The sequence below is a fragment of the Desulfolutivibrio sulfodismutans DSM 3696 genome (assembly GCF_013376455.1).
In the GTDB taxonomy this organism is placed as follows: Bacteria; Desulfobacterota; Desulfovibrionia; order Desulfovibrionales; family Desulfovibrionaceae; genus Desulfolutivibrio; species Desulfolutivibrio sulfodismutans.
In genome coordinates this window covers 4,265,519-4,282,056 of sequence record NZ_CP045504.1, presented here as the reverse complement: position 1 = coordinate 4,282,056, position 16,538 = coordinate 4,265,519, and the positions used below count along the sequence as shown (strand labels likewise).

The following is a 16,538-nucleotide window of genomic DNA, read 5'->3' as shown; positions in this document are numbered from 1 at the left end:
GAGGGGCAGGCGAGTTGGTTAGGGCCTGGGGCCAAGACGGTCCATCAGCGGGAATTGCGGAATGAACTGCACGCGATCTCGTACAGGATCGACTACGCATACAAGATGTGACATAAGCCAAGGAAAATATCACTAACTCCAAAAAATGTCGATCTTGAAGAAGGAACACATGACAGGCAAACAAGGTCGCGACCAGCCTGAGCACGACAGACTTCAAAGGGACGGCCAGGGCATTTCGGTTACAGTAGATGATTTGACGGCCAAAATGAGTAACTTTCTTTTTTGGAGATTCCAATATTGTAAAAGATTCGCCCTACTTAACGGGGAGACAGATTGGCGATACGTAGCCGAGCAGGCATTGTCTCTCCACGATGAGAAAGTTGGGCACATAAACACATTACGATACATATGTAACGCAATTTTATCAGTAGAGAACATTGGATCCTGCGCGTACGACATTGACTGGATTCCCATGTCGTCCATGCCCTACTGCATGCGTGCATACGAGATATCACTCAAACACGAATACTTACTACCGGACTTGGTTGAACCACCAAGATCAAAGCTTCTTCTCAAGGATATACTTGCCGGGAAAATCCCACTCCCCCCGCGCCATTTCCTTATTCGCAACAAACCAGAGGCGGCGTTTGCCAGCGACCTCGTTAATCATCTCTACAACGTAGAGTATTTCCCAGTGGGCACAGAAGGAATAAACAAAAACATTGACGCCATATACAAGCAAACGATGGCGGGAATGCTTCATGAAGAACTATCCGGCATTGACGACATCGACGATCCAAAGCAACGTGAAAAGCTTTTCAAGATATATAACCTAACAAAAAACCGCAGATTAAATCTTAACCATGCCAACATAGGGAACAAAATAACGCGCCAAGAAATTATAGAAATTGTCGAGGCGCACAACAGTGCACACCACACTACGTTCAAAGACACGGCAAAGTCTCGTATGCACAGGGCAATCGGGCTGTTTTTATGGGATCAAAAGACCTTATACGGAAGAAAAAGCGGGAAAGTGCACAATAAACTGGACGACATCCTCGATAAGGCTGGAATCCCTGCGCAAGACCAACCCGACCAGCATAAACGCAACAAGATATTGAACCACACAAACAAATGCATTCTGGAGCGTAGCGTACTGGCTTTCCAAAGAAATTAACCGGCACAGTCCACGACATTTAGAATCTAGAGCATAAACCACAGCCACACCCGTCTTCAACATCCTTAAGGCGGGTGTGGCTATTTGACTATACACCTTCTCGGCGCGCCCTATCGTTAGGCTTCATAATCAACAGCACCCAGGTATACTTGCGCTTGCCAACAATCTATCATCTTTTTATTGGCACCTTGCATCTGTATACATCTAGCCCAACCCCGCGCAGCCATCCACTGCATCGCCTGGAGAACTTTCTTTTTGGGAATGTCCGTACTTATGGCGATATCCTCCGTTGATATACATGGAAGGGCTTGGTACGGCGTCGGTATCTTTGCGAAATAGCTTCCAATCTTTCTAGCCCTCCCCCTGACATCCTTCTCATACTCCAAGCACCAACACCGTCCATGCTGTTGCGCAAAATATACGACCATGCCACAGGCGCGCATTATCTGATCATATCCAATTACGTCAGAATTCATATGATCCCCGTCGAGACAATGTAGCGCAATTGCCAAACGCACAACGTGATCCATAGCCTTTGAAGAGAATTCAGACATCCCCCGGGCATTTGACAGTTCCCCAGCAATGGACACACAAAACGCCCTCAAATAATCAAGCGCCTGGCCGTCAAGACGTATCTTACGCGGCGAATCCTCGTGGCTCCCCACGTATCGCCCGACAAGTGACGACATGAGATCCTCCCACCATTTATCTGATACATTCTCAGCCACCGGAAAATAGTATGAATGAGCCATACGAGGCACTTCGCAGTAGAGGAATCGCGCAGTCAAACCAGTACATGCTCTTTTCTCTGTGAATAAGATCTTCCGAGCATTTTCTGGCTGCCAGGAAACACAAACAGAAAACCTTGGGCGCGGCACATCAATGCGTGCCCCCTTCTTTACCACCGAGATGCGCTGCACGCTCCACGCGTCCATAAGTGGACCAAGATACTCGTTGGGCACAGATAAGAGCGTAGCCAAGATACCACCTTCAGAGCTAATCGAAGCGAGATACCCCCCACTCTTCTCCAATTCCTGGGCTAACCCATATGGCGTAACCGAGCCGGACAACGGCGAGATGGGCAATCTTGACCTAGACAGGCTGAGAAGAACCTTCGAAAGCTCTTCCTGTGCGTGGGCGCTCTCGCCATTAGCCTTCTCAAGCTCCTTCAGAAGGACCTTTTTCCGAGCTTGTAATGCCTTCAATTGCGCATTTATACGCGAAATGTCTTCTTGACTGAGCGACAGCTCAGATTCAAATGCAGTGTTAAGAGGATCTTGCAACCTACGCAGAACTGGAGTTTTTCCTGATCCTGAGCCAGTCCCTACAGCTATCCACAACACCGATGAGATTTCATGATTCTTACGCACCTCGCACACAACATTACCGAATGTCGACGACATGACCAAGCCAAACATATAGCTTGCCACCAAATCAGGATTGACATTATGTTCGGCTGCAAGTTTCCAACAACAACACCTCGACTGGCCGCGCAATGCCTCAGATGGATGAATAGGCTGCAAGCTATACATTTTCAGCCTCCTGAAGCCGTTCGGACAGCCACTCCAGAAAGGAGTCCTTGCTGTATGCGACGATGCGTCCCAGCTTGACCTTAACAGAGGGGCCTTTGCCCAAACAATCCAGATTTGCCAAGGTCCGTGCCTTCACAAGGCCTCCGGTGATCCTTTGCGCTTCCACCCGAGTCACCAGCAATGGGCATGATTCTCTCATTGAACTCAAAATATCCATGATACCTCCAGCGCCCAATATTTTTCGTTTTCTTGCCGAGTTGAGCGTTGGAGCGACAACTAGCCTAGGCCAGGGGGCAGGTCTTCCACGCAACTTTTTTTAAATTAGCGGCCCCTTGTTTCGACCATTAAGATGAAGTCGCGTTGCCTGCCTGAACGTCACAAAAAATGTTGTATTTTAGAGTCTTATACGGACAAACCCCATCTATGGTTCTTCCCGGAGGGTGACCAAGATGATCACACATATTTATTCGCGACTCCTTGACCTGCCCGGACCGTGGCGTGGTAAAGTGGACGAGCTTAATACGGTGTAAGCTCAAGTACCCGGGGTGGCTGTGACCTTTCCCCCAAAAGGTATCCCATCACTAGCTCGTGGGCGAAAACTGCGGTCTAAGCATCCGTGGAAAAGCTAGGAGAGTCTTAGCGGGGACGCCCAGCCCAAAAGCCGAGCGTCCCACATCCAGCATCTCACCGGCCTATTATTCCTCACCTCCCGACCCAGCGCCTCCTTCGACCTCCTTCGCCGTTTCCCCCCCGCCGAGAATGACGTCCTCCTGCTCCACGGCGTCTGCGACGACGGCTGCCGTCACCACACTAGCCACCCCAGCCAACCAACCAACAGCAAAACAGCCAATTTTGCTCATATTTCTATCCTCCAGGTTTAAAATCAAGCCGAAATATCCATCTTAGCGTTTCCACTAACGATCTCATTACGCCCCTAATCCTCCATTTGACTTTTGACTATCTCGAGCAATGCGATGACGACCGGCAACCATGAAAACACATTCACCTCACACCTCCTCTATCTTTAATAAGCCAATACGACTCTCGTCCCAACCAAATAAACCAGTTGGGCACTTTCACCTCACGACGCCACCCTGGCCCACACTGCTCCTGCCCTCCATTCCCTCCGTTCATGGCCGTCCTCCTGCCGGCCTTTGGGCCAAGGCATTGTACAGCAACGAAAACATCGCTTCCGGCAAATCCGACAACGACTTTACATTGACGCTGGATCTCGGCAGCAGACTCCGGACGCTTTCCGACTGGATGCCAATTCCGTAGACCTCCAATCCCAGCGCCTCAGCTGTCCGCAGCACCGTGTGGGTGGCCGGAACGGAATCTGGCTCGCCGTCCGTCACGATGACGACCAGTTTTCGGTCCTCCTTGAGCAACACCATCTGCTGGAGCACCCACCACAAAGCCTGAGCCAAAGGCGTGTAGCCTTCCGCCAAGATGTCGAGCTCGGCGTGCACCTTCTCTCCATGCTTGATCAGCGGTGCCACGGTGACACCGTCATGGGCTGTCCCAGCCGGAAAGGCTGAGACCGCCACGTTTATCCCTTTGATCCTCTCCAGGGCTGTCGCCACGGCGTAGCAGGCCTGGGACGCCAGCTTGATAGGCGCACCCGACATGGAGCCGCTGCTATCGAGCAATATGTGTACGGCCGTGTTGATGACTGCCTTCTGGCCAAGCTTGAGAAACACCCGGGCGTCGCCCACGGCCAGACCGTGGAGACGCTTGGGGTCGAACTTACCGTGACGGCCGGGCTGGCTGCGCACCAACCGGCTGGCTTGGAGCAACCGGTACAATCGCGTACGCAGAGCAACCGACGCCTGAAGACAGGCTTTTCGCTCCGCCGCCTCCAGCGCCTTGGCCATTTTGCTGCCAAGCCGAGCCACGGTCAGGCCCTGGTCCGAAGATTCGATGGGATGCTCACCCAGGGATTGCGCCAACCGCTCCCCCAAATGCTGCGGCCAATCCGTTGGCGCAGCGGCTTCCAGCAACTCCGCCAGTGAATCCTTCGCCGCTGTCGTGACGCAGCCGCTTGCAGGCGCATCGTTCATGAGTTCACCTGCGCTTACGCCAGCGCAGGCATCCGGTTCCGTTTGCCTGTCCCCGGCGAGTTGACCCCGGTCCTCTTTTCCCTCCGTGCGATCCGCCTCTGGTTTCAATTGGCGTTGCCCAACTGCAGCGTCTCCATGCTCCTGTTCATGCTCCTGGCTCTCCCCAGAGCGCTGCTGTCGGCGGTGTTCTTCCTGGACCAGTGCAACGATTGCCTCTGCCAAGCGGATGGCATCCTGAGTGCTGCGGCACGCCCCCCTGGCCTCTTCCAGTACGGCCTGGATTTGCGCCCACAATCCGGGAAAGGCTTGGTTCACCTCCTTGATTTTCGCGTCACGATTTGCCTGGACGCCAGGTGCGTCCCAGGCGCGCACCGTGAGCAGGATGGCGTTTAAAATGGACAGGGCCGGGTTTTGGTCCCCGGCCCTGTCTGCTGTGCCTGTGCCTGTAAAATAATGCTCGATGAGCCACCTAAGATTCTGTCGGCAGCCTGGAAAGCGATCGGCCAGCTGTTGCTCCACGCGCCAATCTTCCAGCGAATTCCAGATGTGATGGGCAAACGGTGTGGAGGACCAATGGCGCAGGGCTTCGAAATCCGTCTCCCGGATATGAGCCGCCTCATGATCCAAAAGCCCCCGGGCCAATGCCAGCACCGTCGCGTCACCCTCCAGGGGCAGGGTTGGCAGATGGATGGCTTTCCCGTCGGTGTGGGCCAAATCGCCGCCGATTACGACTTCGACGCCATAAGCGTCGCCGAGCACAGCGGCCAAGAGCGGCAAAGACCGCATGACATGACGGATGGGCACCATGGCGCTCACCACAACCCCATGCTGGGAATTTGTACCCGCGTCCCAGAGTACGGACGCGACGTGGCATCCGTTATATCCACCGGGGCCGGATCATCACCATCCGGCGCGTCCAGGAGTCCGGTGATATCCACCGGACCTTGCGTCTCCAAAACTAGGGCCAGCGGCTCACGCAGGATCGAATCCAGCACCGTGGCCGGACCGTAGCCCTCGATGACCTTTTGACTATGCTCAATGAGAGCATCAGGATCACGCAGGAGGCAGACCAGCCCTTGGAGCATGAGCAGGTCCGTCCCCACGATGGTGCCCTTCTTGGGCAGGCGCGAAAGCGCCATGTGCAAGATCTCCGTCACCGGAGCCACATGGGGCTCGACAAAGGTCAGGCCCATGAGCTTGTGGTACATGGTGCGCAGCGGCGACAGCGCCTTGTGGGTCACTTCCGTCTTGCCAGCGTACACCTTGCGCCAGGTCTCATCAGCGAACTTGGCGATTTCGGTGAAAAGCGTACCGGCTAATCCCTCCACTTCCTCATACAAACCGGATTCGATCATGGTCTCAGCGTCGGGATGGGCCATGAGCGGAGCCACCTTGTACAGCTGCCAGGAAAATCCCAGGCGGGCGCGGACATATTCGCTTCCCACTGTGGAATTGGCAATCAGATCGGCCCAATCCGCATGCTTGGCGATCCAGTCCTGCACCAGGGTGTCGTATTCCGTCAGGAACGCTTCCTTTTGGGCCGTGAATTCGTCGCGGATGGAACAGAGTTCACGGACGATCTCGGTCGCCTTGTCTTCGGGGATGGCCCAGCCGCCCAGGAAGCGGATGCCGTGGCGATCCAGAAAGGCAAAGGCCCGGGCCTTGAGCGTGGCAAAGATGCGCAGGCTTTCCGGCGGCGCGATGCGCTTGCTGCCAAGGGTCGCCAGATCTTCCGGCGGCAAATCCACCGGACCGAAGTCTTCCAGGGTCAGCTTTTTGCGGGCAGACCACAGCGTGATGTTGAGGTTGACGGCCAAGAGGTTGTCCAGAACGCGGATGTCGGAGAGAACCGGAGTATCCATCGCTATCTCCCATTGATTGTTTGGATTTAAACGGTATGAGGAAAAATTCGCTGGGCCAGTTCATGCAGCAAGGCCCGGGTTTCCCGACTGGCCCGGTAGCCGAGAGCCCGGTCCAGGGCGTAGGTCACCGGCTGGATGCCCTGGTTGGCCAAAGGCTGGAAGCGCACGGTCAGATCGGCCCAGCGCAGCAAGGTGCGGGTGGAAAATGTCACTTCGATGGTCTTGGTGATCTCCCCGGCCGCTTCGCCCACGAATAGCCGACGAACTTCATTGGCGAAGTTTACCATACGAGCTCGAACATCCTCCGGCAGGAGCGATGCCCGGCTTTCAAGCAGGCCCAATTCCGCTTGCGTATCCGGGTAGCCGACTTCGCACAGCCAGAAGCGGTCCATGAAGGCCAGGTTTTGCTGGAGCGTTCCCTGGTAAAGGCCGGTTTCGTCAAACGACCCGTTGGTATTGGCCGTCGCCACAAACCGAAAGAGCGGATGCGGCGTAATGAGTTCCCCACTGTTTTCGGCCAAGCACAGGGGCTGCCCGTCCAGGATGCCGTTGCAGCCAGCCGCCACGTCCGGGCTGACCAAGTCGATTTCGTTGAGCAGAAAGAGGCCGCCATGACGCATGGCCAAGGTCAGGGGGCCGTAGGCGTATTCCATGGAACCGTCGCGCACGGCCAAGTGGCCGACCAGATCGGCAAACTCCATGCGACCGTGGCCGGTCACCTCAAAGACGGGATAGTGAAGCCGGGCGGCCAACTCCTTTATCAGCGAGGTCTTGCCGGAGCCGGTCGGGCCAAACACGTATAGCGGATCGCTGCGTTCCAAAAACCAGACGATGATGTCCCGGCTGGATTCGTGGAAAATGTAATCCGAGGACGGCATGGGTGTGTAGGAGCACGGGGTGGCAAATCCCTGGACGGGTTTGCCGGAGGGCGTACCGCTAAACACCTGGCCGGCGTCCAGTTCGGTTGGCACAAGGAGGCTCAGTTCAGACAGGCTGTCGTGCATGGGCTGTCTCCATCATTTCGGGGTTTTGAAACAAAGGAGCCACCCGTTGCGGGGTGGCCGTGCATTTGCTGTTGATCGGGCTGATCGTCAGGCGGTCACAAGGTTGGCCTTGTGATTGGCAACGGGCGAGCAGTTGGTCCGCTTCGTCATGGGAGCCGGTGAGGCCGATAAGTTCCAGTCGGAGCTTGTCTTTATCCAGACTACGGCGTCCGGCTTGTTGTGCGACTTTGAAGCGATAGGAGTTGGCCCGTATCCAGCCCCCCTGGGTCGGTGTGAGGGCATAGGCGGTTTTAGCGGCCTCTTCCTTCTCCTGGATGGCTTCCGCCAAAGCGCTTCGAACGGCCTTGAGGGAGACCAGTTCTTGAAGATTCCCTTCCCAGCCAGGCTGGTCAGGGCCATCGAATTTCGGACAGTCAGTATTCCAGTCACAAAAGGAGCAAAGCGGATGACAGCCGGTGGCCGTCGGCAGGCTGTCGATGTCGCGAGTACCTGCCAGACAATCCTGGAGATGCTGCCAGATTGTTCCCGCTGTCTTGAGGCACAGCGCCAGCATGGCTTGATGCGGCCGGTAAGGACCGAAAACCTTAGCGTTTGTCATGGAGAGGCACAGCACCCAGGCTTCCAGGTCGACTTGGTTGGGGTTGTTCGGCAGGGTGAGACCGAATTGCACGTGGCAAAGTTCCGGGAAGGTCAAGCCAGCGTGAAGCACGGTGCCCTTCGGATCCCGGAGATAAAAGGCCGGGCTATTCCAGGCTGCCTTGAGTAAGCCAACCTGGCCGTACACTTGGGATTCGTAGGAGGCGTAGAGCGTTTCCGGCAGATGCTTGGTGCTTTTGCATTCCAGGATGCGCACCGTAGGACCAGGGACATCGCTCACCAGGACAAAATCGAGATGGGCCTTGATGGGTGTGCCCTGGTAGACAACGTCAATCTCGAGTTGGTGCAGCGTATTGAGCCGGTGGCTCGCCAGGGCCTGGCCGACCAAGCTTTCAAAGCAATGCCCACGCTGCAGCGTCAGCTGCCGGGAAAGGCTTGCAGCCTGGGCACGAGCTGACGGTGTGAAAGGAGGATGGGCGGTAGGAAGTTTGTCGGCCACGGTGGCCCGGAAACAATCCAGGCCACGGCCGATGTCGCTGAGGCCGATATACCGGCTGCGATCACCAAGCGTCACTGCCGTGGCGATCTCGGCGTGTCGCTGCAAGCCTGAGGCGAGGATGGACAGCAATCCCGTGCCTGGGTCCAGACTGGGCGGTGCGGTTTGGGACATGGGGTAGCCTCCATAAACGAAGCGGGCTGCCCTTTTGGGGCAGCCCGCTTACGTTCGGATTTTCGGTGTGAAATCAGGATACATCGGCATACATCCACCACATTTTGCGCTGCGGGTTCCACTTGAAACCCGCCCCGGAGAGGAGTTCTTTTTTTGCTGCCGTATTGCCCGTGGCTACCACACAGGGCCGACCATCCTGGGCGGACACGGTCTGGTAGGTGATGCCGTCGATCCTGGGCAGAGTAGGCAATGGGTTAGACAATGGGTTCGGAACGACAGGCTTCGAGTTTGAGGCGTTTTTGTCGGATTGACCAGGGCGTACATCACACGATGTGTCTTTGTGCGCCAGAGAGGCATTTTGCGGCCTTCTGGAAGGACTGGCCGTTTTCGTGGGTATTTTTGAATCTTCGCCATCATCGTCATCCGTGACGATGCCCAGCATGGCGCTCAGTGCGTACCGCCTGGCATAGGTCATGGCGCTGCCCATGCCCTGCGGGTCTGCTTTAGGGAGTGGCACCACGGCCAGTGAAGACTGCCATTGGCCGGATTCAGCATGAGTCAACTTCGTGACCAGCCCCAGGTACCCAGGCTCGGCTGGTACCGGGAATTGCGTCATCCAAATGCTGTTGCCGAGCAGGGCTTCACGGCAAGAATCCATCACACTGTTGAGCGTTGCATAACGATTTTGAACAAAAGGATTGGTGGCATCCTTCACCGCTGGCTTGATTGTTCTTTGCACGTTAATGAGAGCCTTTGCCAATTCTGAAATCTCTGACGACTGATAGTCATCCATACTACACCTACTTGTCTAAATGTTCTCCCTTGTGTCGCCTCAACTGGCGTACGATCGGATACTATCATTCAACTCGAATCAATAATATATAGCTGAAATAATTTGAACAACATCAGTCAGCACAACGAAAAATTTACTTGATTACAAAATACTTTTTTGAGACAATTAAAGACAAGTCAATGCGTAGTCGATCTTTGAAATAATTTCATCGTAGTGGATTGCCCTAGGGTTTTCTTGGACACCAACTTGGACGTATGGAACGGACGTCCTGGAGGTGTCAGATGGGCAGCGAGTCGACGGGTCGGAAGCGGTATTGGGCCAAGCACAAGGCGCAGGTGGTTCTCAGGCTTCTTCGTGGCGAAGACCTGGAACACGTCAGTCGGGAGCTTGGGGTCACGGCGGCGGAACTCAGCGAATGGCGCGACACGTTCCTTGAGGGCGGTGAATCCGGGCTGAAACCTCGTCCCGCCAGGGAAAGCGTCGAGGTGGACCGGCTCCAGTCCAAGATCGGCGAACAGGCCATGGAGATCGAGCTGTTGCGGGAGAAGATCACCCGCATGGAGCAGAACCGCCCTTTGGCCCACAGGCGGTTGAGGAAGTGAGCCGTACCTCTTCCGCCTTCACCGGTAAGCCTTTCGGCGTGGCCAGGGTCTGTCGCATCTGGGATATGGCCCGTTCAACGGTGTACTGGCGACGTCAGCCCTCACGCATGGAACCCAGGCGTCGCGGTCCTTGTGGTTTTCACACCGACGCCGAGCTGGTGGAAGTGATCAAGGGTGTCCTCACGGAAAGCCCGTTCACCGGCGAGGGCTACCGCAAGGTCTGGGCTATGCTGCGCGACAAGGACGTCCGCACCTCCAAGGAGCGTACTCTACGCCTGATGCGCGAGAACGGCCTGCTGGCGGTCAAGCGCCCCGGCAGACCTCATGGCCCGAAGGCGCACAACGGGACGATCAGAACCGAGCGCGTGGACGAGATGTGGGGCACGGACATGACCACGACCATGACCCTCTCGGAAGGAAACGCCTCGATATTTTTCGCTATTGATCATTGCTCGCTGGAGCTGGTCGGAATCCATGCCGCCAAGCGCGGGACCAGGCTCGAAGCCCTGGAGCCGATCCGGCAAGGCGTGCGCCGCAATTTTGGCGCGTTCGGCAAGGATGTGGCGGACGGGCTGACCCTGCGCCATGACCACGGCAGCCAGTTCATCTCGGAGGACTTCCAACGGGAAATCGCCTTTCTGGGGATCAAGGACTCGCCATCCTACGTACGCGAACCCCAGGGAAACGGCATCGCCGAGCGGTTCGTGCGCATCCTCAAAGAAAACCTGCTCTGGGTGCGTGGCTTTCAGACCGTCGAGGATCTGCGCCAAGGCCTACAATCCTTCAAGGAGACCTACACCACCCGCTGGAGGGTCGGGCGGCACGGCTACAGGACCCCGGAGCAGTACCGGGAGAAACTCCTTTCAGCCATGGGCAAGGCGGCCTGAATTAGACCAGAAACTGTCCAAGAAACCCTGGACCGCTACACGCCTCGCCAAAATAGTCGGCCTTGAATGCACAGCCATAGGCCTGGGATAAATGTGATTATTCCTGATTCTGGAATCTAAACTTAATAGACTAGCGCTCAAGATTGCTTGCAAACGGTTGGAATAAGTTTAACTATCTGGTATCTAAGGGATTCGATCTATGATTCAAGATCTAGATTTCAAAACAGAATTTGTGCAACTATCGGAAGCAATAAAGGCTCGTAATGCCGCGGGTTCCTCTACGACGAAGTTGGCTGAACACCTTTTTAACTCTTCAGAAATTTTATCTTCTCCATATCTAAAAAATTGGGGGGGAGGTGGATGTTATTATCACTGTGAAATTGTGTATGAAAATAAAGACTCTTTGCAAACAAAAAATTCATCGACAGACAGTGTTTTAAAAAAAGAAAGTATTAGAAAAATAGTTGTCGACTTTACCTTCTCTAGTTTTATGTGGAATAATAGCATTTTTTTTGCTGTCTTGTATTGCGAACTAGACAAAAAGTTTAAAAAAATGATTCTACAAGAAAGAGTACGCTTGTGTCATGCTTTAAATAAGAACATCTTACCCAGGGCACATTTCCTTAATAATGATATAATTTATGCAGAAACATTCGAAGATTTCGATGTGTCGCAAGTAGTTAATATATTAAAAGAGTTGCATAAGTTCATAGCCGAAAAGGCATGTAAAATTCTTGTTCTTTGACTTTTGCACATAACAACATTGAAAACACGAAGTCAAAAGGATGAATGTAATGTCAGAAATGTATTATTTTCATAAACAGTTTGTATTAAACACCATGACGTCCCGGTTTATATTGGCTGATATTGACAAGCATGACCAATACGTAGGTACGGACAAGTTGGCTATCCATATTGGATTTGGACGAACAGCACTGGCATATGGAAAAGTTGGCCTTATCGGGGTAAATATATTAGATGATGTTTTTCAAAATAGTAATGAAGATTTATTTTCTACCAATTCTAGCCTGATTTCACAGTATAAATATGAATCGAAATACTCAGAAACTGGGCGTCAATGGCTTGTTGATTGGAACTTTTTTGACAAATTCGAGATTGGAAAAACATCCATGCGTTATCATGATGCAATGGCAAGCAAAATTCCATTAAATCTTGGTGAGTTTGAAATTGTTTTTATAGAATTCTCTCATTGCATATACAACGACGAAATAGCTGCAATCCTTGGCAATCATATCAAGTCACGGTTGGTTGTTGGTATTGCAGACAGCTTGCAATGCGCACAAGTGATGCAAAGGGCTAACCGTAATATCAATTATTTAGGATTTTTAGCATTTATAAACCAGGAAAATGCGCATGAAAGATATATGGCCCTGGACCGAATATCTGCTGCCATTTTAATGAGAGGGCTAATATGCATCGATGTGGAAGATTTATCTCGAGTTATCGCAAATAATGTTTCTGCCTGCCTGAGCTTTTCATGTGAACTAAGTGAGTATTACAATAATTTTATGAATTTTATAACAATGCATTACGATCTCATCGCTAATTCTCCGAGGTTGTTTATCGTGATGTCTTTCGATGAGGACTCTCCAGAGTTGATTAAGATAACTGACTATGTAATAACACAATTAGAAAATATTGCGACGCAGGCGGAAATTCTTTTCGCAGCAGGCAATCTTTTGCCTGCATCAATTAATACGTTTGAATTGACGATTATCGTCAATTCTTGAATTATATGGCAATAGTATTTGCCTTATTGTGGTTACAGATTTTAATACAACACATCGAGAAAACTTAATGAAAAAATTACGCCACCAAGAGGGTTTTTCAAGGGAATGGGTGTTCCATTTGCTGCTAATATATCTTGGCTATGTTTGGAAACGGGTTAATGCGCGAAAGTTGCACTCCATCATACGTTTTTTTTCACCAAAATTAGATTCTTGTTTGTTCATGGTTAGGCCATGTGAAAGACAATTAAGATATATTGGACGATGGGATGAGGAGAAAAATGCTTTTATAGCATGTTGTAGCCATTTTGTTATTGGGAATATATATAAATCAAAAGATTTCAATGGCGCAACATACTCTTTTTATGAGGATAAAGATGGGGAAGGAAGAATTGGTTGTGCTTATTTCGAGCGCGTAACATGATACGACATTATTTTTATAACTGAATAGCTGACGGCCGCATTTCACGAGACCGTAAACCCTGTTTTTCTTTTACCGGCCCCTGGCTTGGCCCGGCTTTCCTGCCCCAAAAGCTCCATGAGCGCCTTGGCGTCCCGTGATTTGCCGAGTAGCGCGGCCTTGCGGCTGACCACGGCGAAATCCCCGGCCGTCAGGTTGTCCAGGGCAATGCAGCCATCGGGGTCCATCCCGAAGTAATGGCGAAAGGCTGCGGCCACCTTGGCCCTGGGGAGATGATGGAACTTCACCTTGAACAGAAAGCGCCGCATGGCGGCATCGTCCACGATGTCCAGCAGGTTGGTGGTGCAACCGAACGGAAGCGGGTGTTGCTCCATCCAGGTCAGCATCTCGTTGACCTCGGAAATCTCCCAGGACCGATGCGCCATGCCCCGTGTAAAAAGGAGCGAGTCCGCCTCGTCGAAGATGAGAAAAGCCCCCGTATCCCTGGCCTCTGTGAAGGCCCTGGCGATGTTTTGCTCCGTCTCGCCCACGTACTTGCTTTTCAGGTCCGAGGCCCGCTTGAGCAGCACCTCCATGCCCATTCTGTCCGCGAGGTGCCGCAGATAGAAACTCTTGCCGGTCCCCGGAGGGCCGTAGAGAAGAAGAGAGAAGCTTCCTTCCCCGTGCTTCGCCAGGCGTTCGGTGATCGTGACCAGATCGGCATCAGGGTGGATCAGATCCATGGAGAACTCCGGCAGTCCTGTGGCGACCACAATGGGCGGTTTGCCATGGACAGCCTTGAGCGAAAGTCCCAGGAGGTGGCGGATGTCCGACATGGTCTTGCCTCCTGCCAGGCTGGCGGCCTTGACCGCATTGACCACCAGGGCCGGGGCTGCGGGGTAGCTCTTGGCCAGGGTGGCGATGTCGGCGTCGCCGAGCGAGAGGTTGTGCCGTCCGAGCGACCGGCGCAGGATGCGCTCCCGCACCTTCGCGGGCGGGGGGCCGATCTCCACTACCATGGTCATGCGGCGCAAAAACGCCTCGTCAAAGGCCTCGATGTTGTTGCTGGTCCACAGGACCGGCAGGGCGTTGTTCTCCAGGGTCGCGTTGGCTTTGGATTTGTCCATCTTCATCCGGCCATGCCCAAGAAGCTGCGCCAGGCCCTCGCCCGCATCCAGGATGTCCTCCATCTCGTCGAAGAGCAGCAGCGTCCCGGCCTGGGCGATTTTTAGGGCAAGCTGCAATTGCGAGCAGCGGTCCCCGCTTTCTCTGAACCTCTGAGGCATCGCCTTGTTTCCCAGGCTGTGCAGGGGATAGCGCAACCGCTTGGCGATCATACGGCAGAATTCGGTTTTCCCGGTCCCGGTGGGGCCATGGATCAGGATATTCACTCCCCGGGCACGCTCTTTCATTGCCCCGCTGAGCACGGAACCGACGAGGTCGCGATCCCTGGCGATATGCTCGTAGTCGTCCCAGCCTAGCTCGGTGGTCTCTTTCGGGCCGAGGATGGAGGTTCGCAGGTCTTTCATCCCGGTATTGGGCGGCAACAGACCAGCGACGAGGTAGCTTGGCATCTCGTGCGTCCATCCGGAATATGAGCCGTCGTCGGTCACGAGTCCTGTGGTCAGAAGCCGGGCCGTCGGACTCAGGGCGCGCTGTACGTTTTGCATTGATACGCCGAGGAGTGAGGCGATGAATTTCGGCATGTAAAACGGTCCCGTGTCGTCGTTGGCTTCCAGCAGACACGCTATGCCGTAATCGTCCTTTCTTTTGAGAAGCAGCAATTCCAGAATCTGGAATTCCAGGTCGTCAAGATGCGTTTCAGCGGCGAGTTCGCGAAGGTTCAGCCAGAGGCGGTCCGGTTTGGTCCGCAGTTGGTTGCGGCGGCGTGCCACCGTATCATAAAATGCTTGCCAATTCTTTGCAGATAGTGTGTTTCTTCGATCGATAGCCTCTTCCCAGTCGAAGCCCGGGGCGATGCCCAGGGATTCGAGATTCCCGTCCAGCCATGAGACGAGGTTGCGGGCCATGGGCGAGGTTCTGGATGTCTTGGCGAGAAGGTTATGGATGTAGCCGACGACGAGGCGTGTGGAATAGGTGGACATGGCGGGTCTCCGAAGGGTTCTGTGGTGACTTCGGAGGGAGGGTAGGATGGGATCGTTCCATTTTGCGGAATACAAAGCGAAGATTATATTTTTGCTCAACAGTACTTGTCCCACACGATAATTAGCTCAGGAGGAGGGAATGATGGAAAGGAAGACAATTGCCAGTCAAAGAACAATTTCAAACAGACTTGTAACGATATTGAATCATTATGACTTCGACAACGACCACGTCACATGTAGATGTAAAGATAAAAGCTCGAAGAATCAGTCATTTTATCCAGATATTGTTGCAAGAAAAAATAAATGCAAGTTTGTTTATGAAATAGAGGCAACAGTGAACAATAATACAATATTTAAGTCTATATCAAGCTTGATGAAATTTATAAGAGAGAATTCAAATAATGGTATAACAATAAAGGCATTCCTTGTTGTTCCAAGTTGCAGCGTTTCTCATGCGAAAAAATGCCTTGGCACTACAAGAGATTTATTATCGTATTTCTCTAACGATAATTTTGTCACAATAAAGTTGTCAAAAATGCAAATTGTCAACTTTGACAGGGTGTCTTTCGTTTATGATCATGTTAAACGGAGACAGTTAGGACGAAAATTAAAATGTGAATTTGTATAATTTGTACTTGTGCGCGTTTGAATTATTATAATCGCCCTGGCGTATTGGATATTACGATGAGAATACGTATATGAATATTTCAGAAATAGACGTAGAAGATATAGTTTGCTTTTGGGGAAACATCGAAGACAACGAGCTATATAAATACACTATTGTAGATGGCTCGACAAACAAAAACGCTAGGCATAAATCTTTGCGCTTTTCGCTTAAAAATGCTGACGAAACATTTGAAGTCGTCATAAAGCAGATTGGAAATAGTTTTATATTCAAGAGTGATGCACATGATGACCCAGAAGAAGAATTCAAGCTATATTTTTTTCAAGGGGAGAAAGAATTGATCCTTGTTTACTCAGACCAAGAAGAGCAAATATATTTTCACATTTCATATGACATCTAATTTTCACAATCAATATTTAGAAGTAATGCATCTTTTTGTGTGATGAAACCCAGGATTTTTTTAGAGGGACTAAATA

General features: G+C 52.5%; 15 protein-coding genes. 7 read left to right on the top strand and 8 right to left on the bottom strand.

The window, feature by feature from the left end:
* The first annotated feature begins 169 nt into the window (after positions 1 to 169).
* The gene (locus tag GD606_RS19540) at positions 170 to 1,177 is read left to right on the top strand and encodes a hypothetical protein (RefSeq protein ID WP_163300911.1); all 1,008 of its coding nucleotides are present in this window, start codon (positions 170 to 172) and stop codon (positions 1,175 to 1,177) included.
* 116 nt (positions 1,178 to 1,293) lie between these two features.
* On the opposite strand, the gene GD606_RS19535 is transcribed toward GD606_RS19540, so the two are convergent.
* The 7 genes from GD606_RS19535 to GD606_RS19505 all read right to left on the bottom strand — a co-directional run bounded on the left by GD606_RS19535 (position 1,294) and on the right by GD606_RS19505 (position 9,695).
* Positions 1,294 to 2,709, bottom strand: a complete 1,416-nt coding sequence (locus GD606_RS19535) for a DUF3987 domain-containing protein (RefSeq protein ID WP_163300910.1) — start codon at positions 2,707 to 2,709, stop codon at positions 1,294 to 1,296.
* A complete protein-coding gene (locus GD606_RS19530) occupies positions 2,702 to 2,926 on the bottom strand; it encodes a hypothetical protein (RefSeq protein ID WP_163300909.1) in 225 nt (74 codons plus the stop codon). Before GD606_RS19530 ends, GD606_RS19535 begins: the two co-directional genes overlap by 8 nt.
* A gap of 913 nt (positions 2,927 to 3,839) precedes the next feature.
* Positions 3,840 to 5,576: a cobaltochelatase CobT-related protein gene (locus GD606_RS19525; protein WP_246299112.1), complete on the bottom strand. Its 1,737-nt coding sequence runs from the start codon at positions 5,574 to 5,576 to the stop codon at positions 3,840 to 3,842.
* 5 nt (positions 5,577 to 5,581) lie between these two features.
* The gene (locus GD606_RS19520) at positions 5,582 to 6,631 is read right to left on the bottom strand and encodes a DUF3150 domain-containing protein (protein WP_163300907.1); all 1,050 of its coding nucleotides are present in this window, start codon (positions 6,629 to 6,631) and stop codon (positions 5,582 to 5,584) included.
* Between the two features lie 26 nt (positions 6,632 to 6,657).
* Entirely contained in the window at positions 6,658 to 7,635 is a 978-nt protein-coding gene (locus GD606_RS19515) for an AAA family ATPase (protein WP_176629367.1), read from the bottom strand.
* Positions 7,616 to 8,902 carry a hypothetical protein gene (locus GD606_RS19510; protein ID WP_163300906.1) on the bottom strand — a complete coding sequence of 429 codons (1,287 nt, stop codon included), beginning with the start codon at positions 8,900 to 8,902 and terminating at the stop codon, positions 7,616 to 7,618. The genes GD606_RS19515 and GD606_RS19510 overlap by 20 nt, the downstream gene beginning before the upstream one ends.
* 73 nt (positions 8,903 to 8,975) lie before the next feature.
* The gene (locus GD606_RS19505; protein WP_163300905.1) at positions 8,976 to 9,695 is read right to left on the bottom strand and encodes an ERF family protein; all 720 of its coding nucleotides are present in this window, start codon (positions 9,693 to 9,695) and stop codon (positions 8,976 to 8,978) included.
* 281 nt (positions 9,696 to 9,976) lie between these two features.
* Here GD606_RS19505 and GD606_RS19500 point away from each other — a divergent pair, with 281 nt between their 5' ends.
* The 5 genes from GD606_RS19500 (at position 9,977) to GD606_RS19480 (ending at position 13,356) form a co-directional block, all read left to right on the top strand.
* Entirely contained in the window at positions 9,977 to 10,297 is a 321-nt protein-coding gene (locus tag GD606_RS19500) for a helix-turn-helix domain-containing protein (RefSeq protein WP_163300904.1), read from the top strand.
* Positions 10,298 to 10,461: 164 nt separating this feature from the next.
* On the top strand, positions 10,462 to 11,184 hold the full coding sequence (locus tag GD606_RS19495) for an IS3 family transposase (RefSeq protein ID WP_218108822.1): 723 nt from the start codon (positions 10,462 to 10,464) through the stop codon (positions 11,182 to 11,184).
* Positions 11,185 to 11,383: 199 nt separating this feature from the next.
* The gene (locus GD606_RS19490; RefSeq protein ID WP_163300902.1) at positions 11,384 to 11,929 is read left to right on the top strand and encodes a hypothetical protein; all 546 of its coding nucleotides are present in this window, start codon (positions 11,384 to 11,386) and stop codon (positions 11,927 to 11,929) included.
* A 49-nt stretch (positions 11,930 to 11,978) separates the two neighbouring features.
* Positions 11,979 to 12,935 carry a hypothetical protein gene (locus tag GD606_RS19485; RefSeq protein WP_163300901.1) on the top strand — a complete coding sequence of 319 codons (957 nt, stop codon included), beginning with the start codon at positions 11,979 to 11,981 and terminating at the stop codon, positions 12,933 to 12,935.
* A gap of 67 nt (positions 12,936 to 13,002) precedes the next feature.
* Complete coding sequence (locus GD606_RS19480) at positions 13,003 to 13,356, top strand: hypothetical protein (protein ID WP_163300900.1); 354 nt, start codon at positions 13,003 to 13,005, stop codon at positions 13,354 to 13,356.
* A 41-nt stretch (positions 13,357 to 13,397) separates the two neighbouring features.
* Here the strand turns inward: GD606_RS19480 and GD606_RS19475 are convergent, their stop codons facing one another.
* On the bottom strand, positions 13,398 to 15,437 hold the full coding sequence (locus tag GD606_RS19475; RefSeq protein WP_163300899.1) for an AAA family ATPase: 2,040 nt from the start codon (positions 15,435 to 15,437) through the stop codon (positions 13,398 to 13,400).
* A gap of 698 nt (positions 15,438 to 16,135) precedes the next feature.
* On the opposite strand from GD606_RS19475, the gene GD606_RS19470 reads away from it, so the two are divergent.
* Positions 16,136 to 16,462, top strand: coding sequence for a hypothetical protein (locus tag GD606_RS19470; RefSeq protein WP_163300898.1), 327 nt, complete (start codon positions 16,136 to 16,138; stop codon positions 16,460 to 16,462).
* Positions 16,463 to 16,538: the final 76 nt, after the last annotated feature.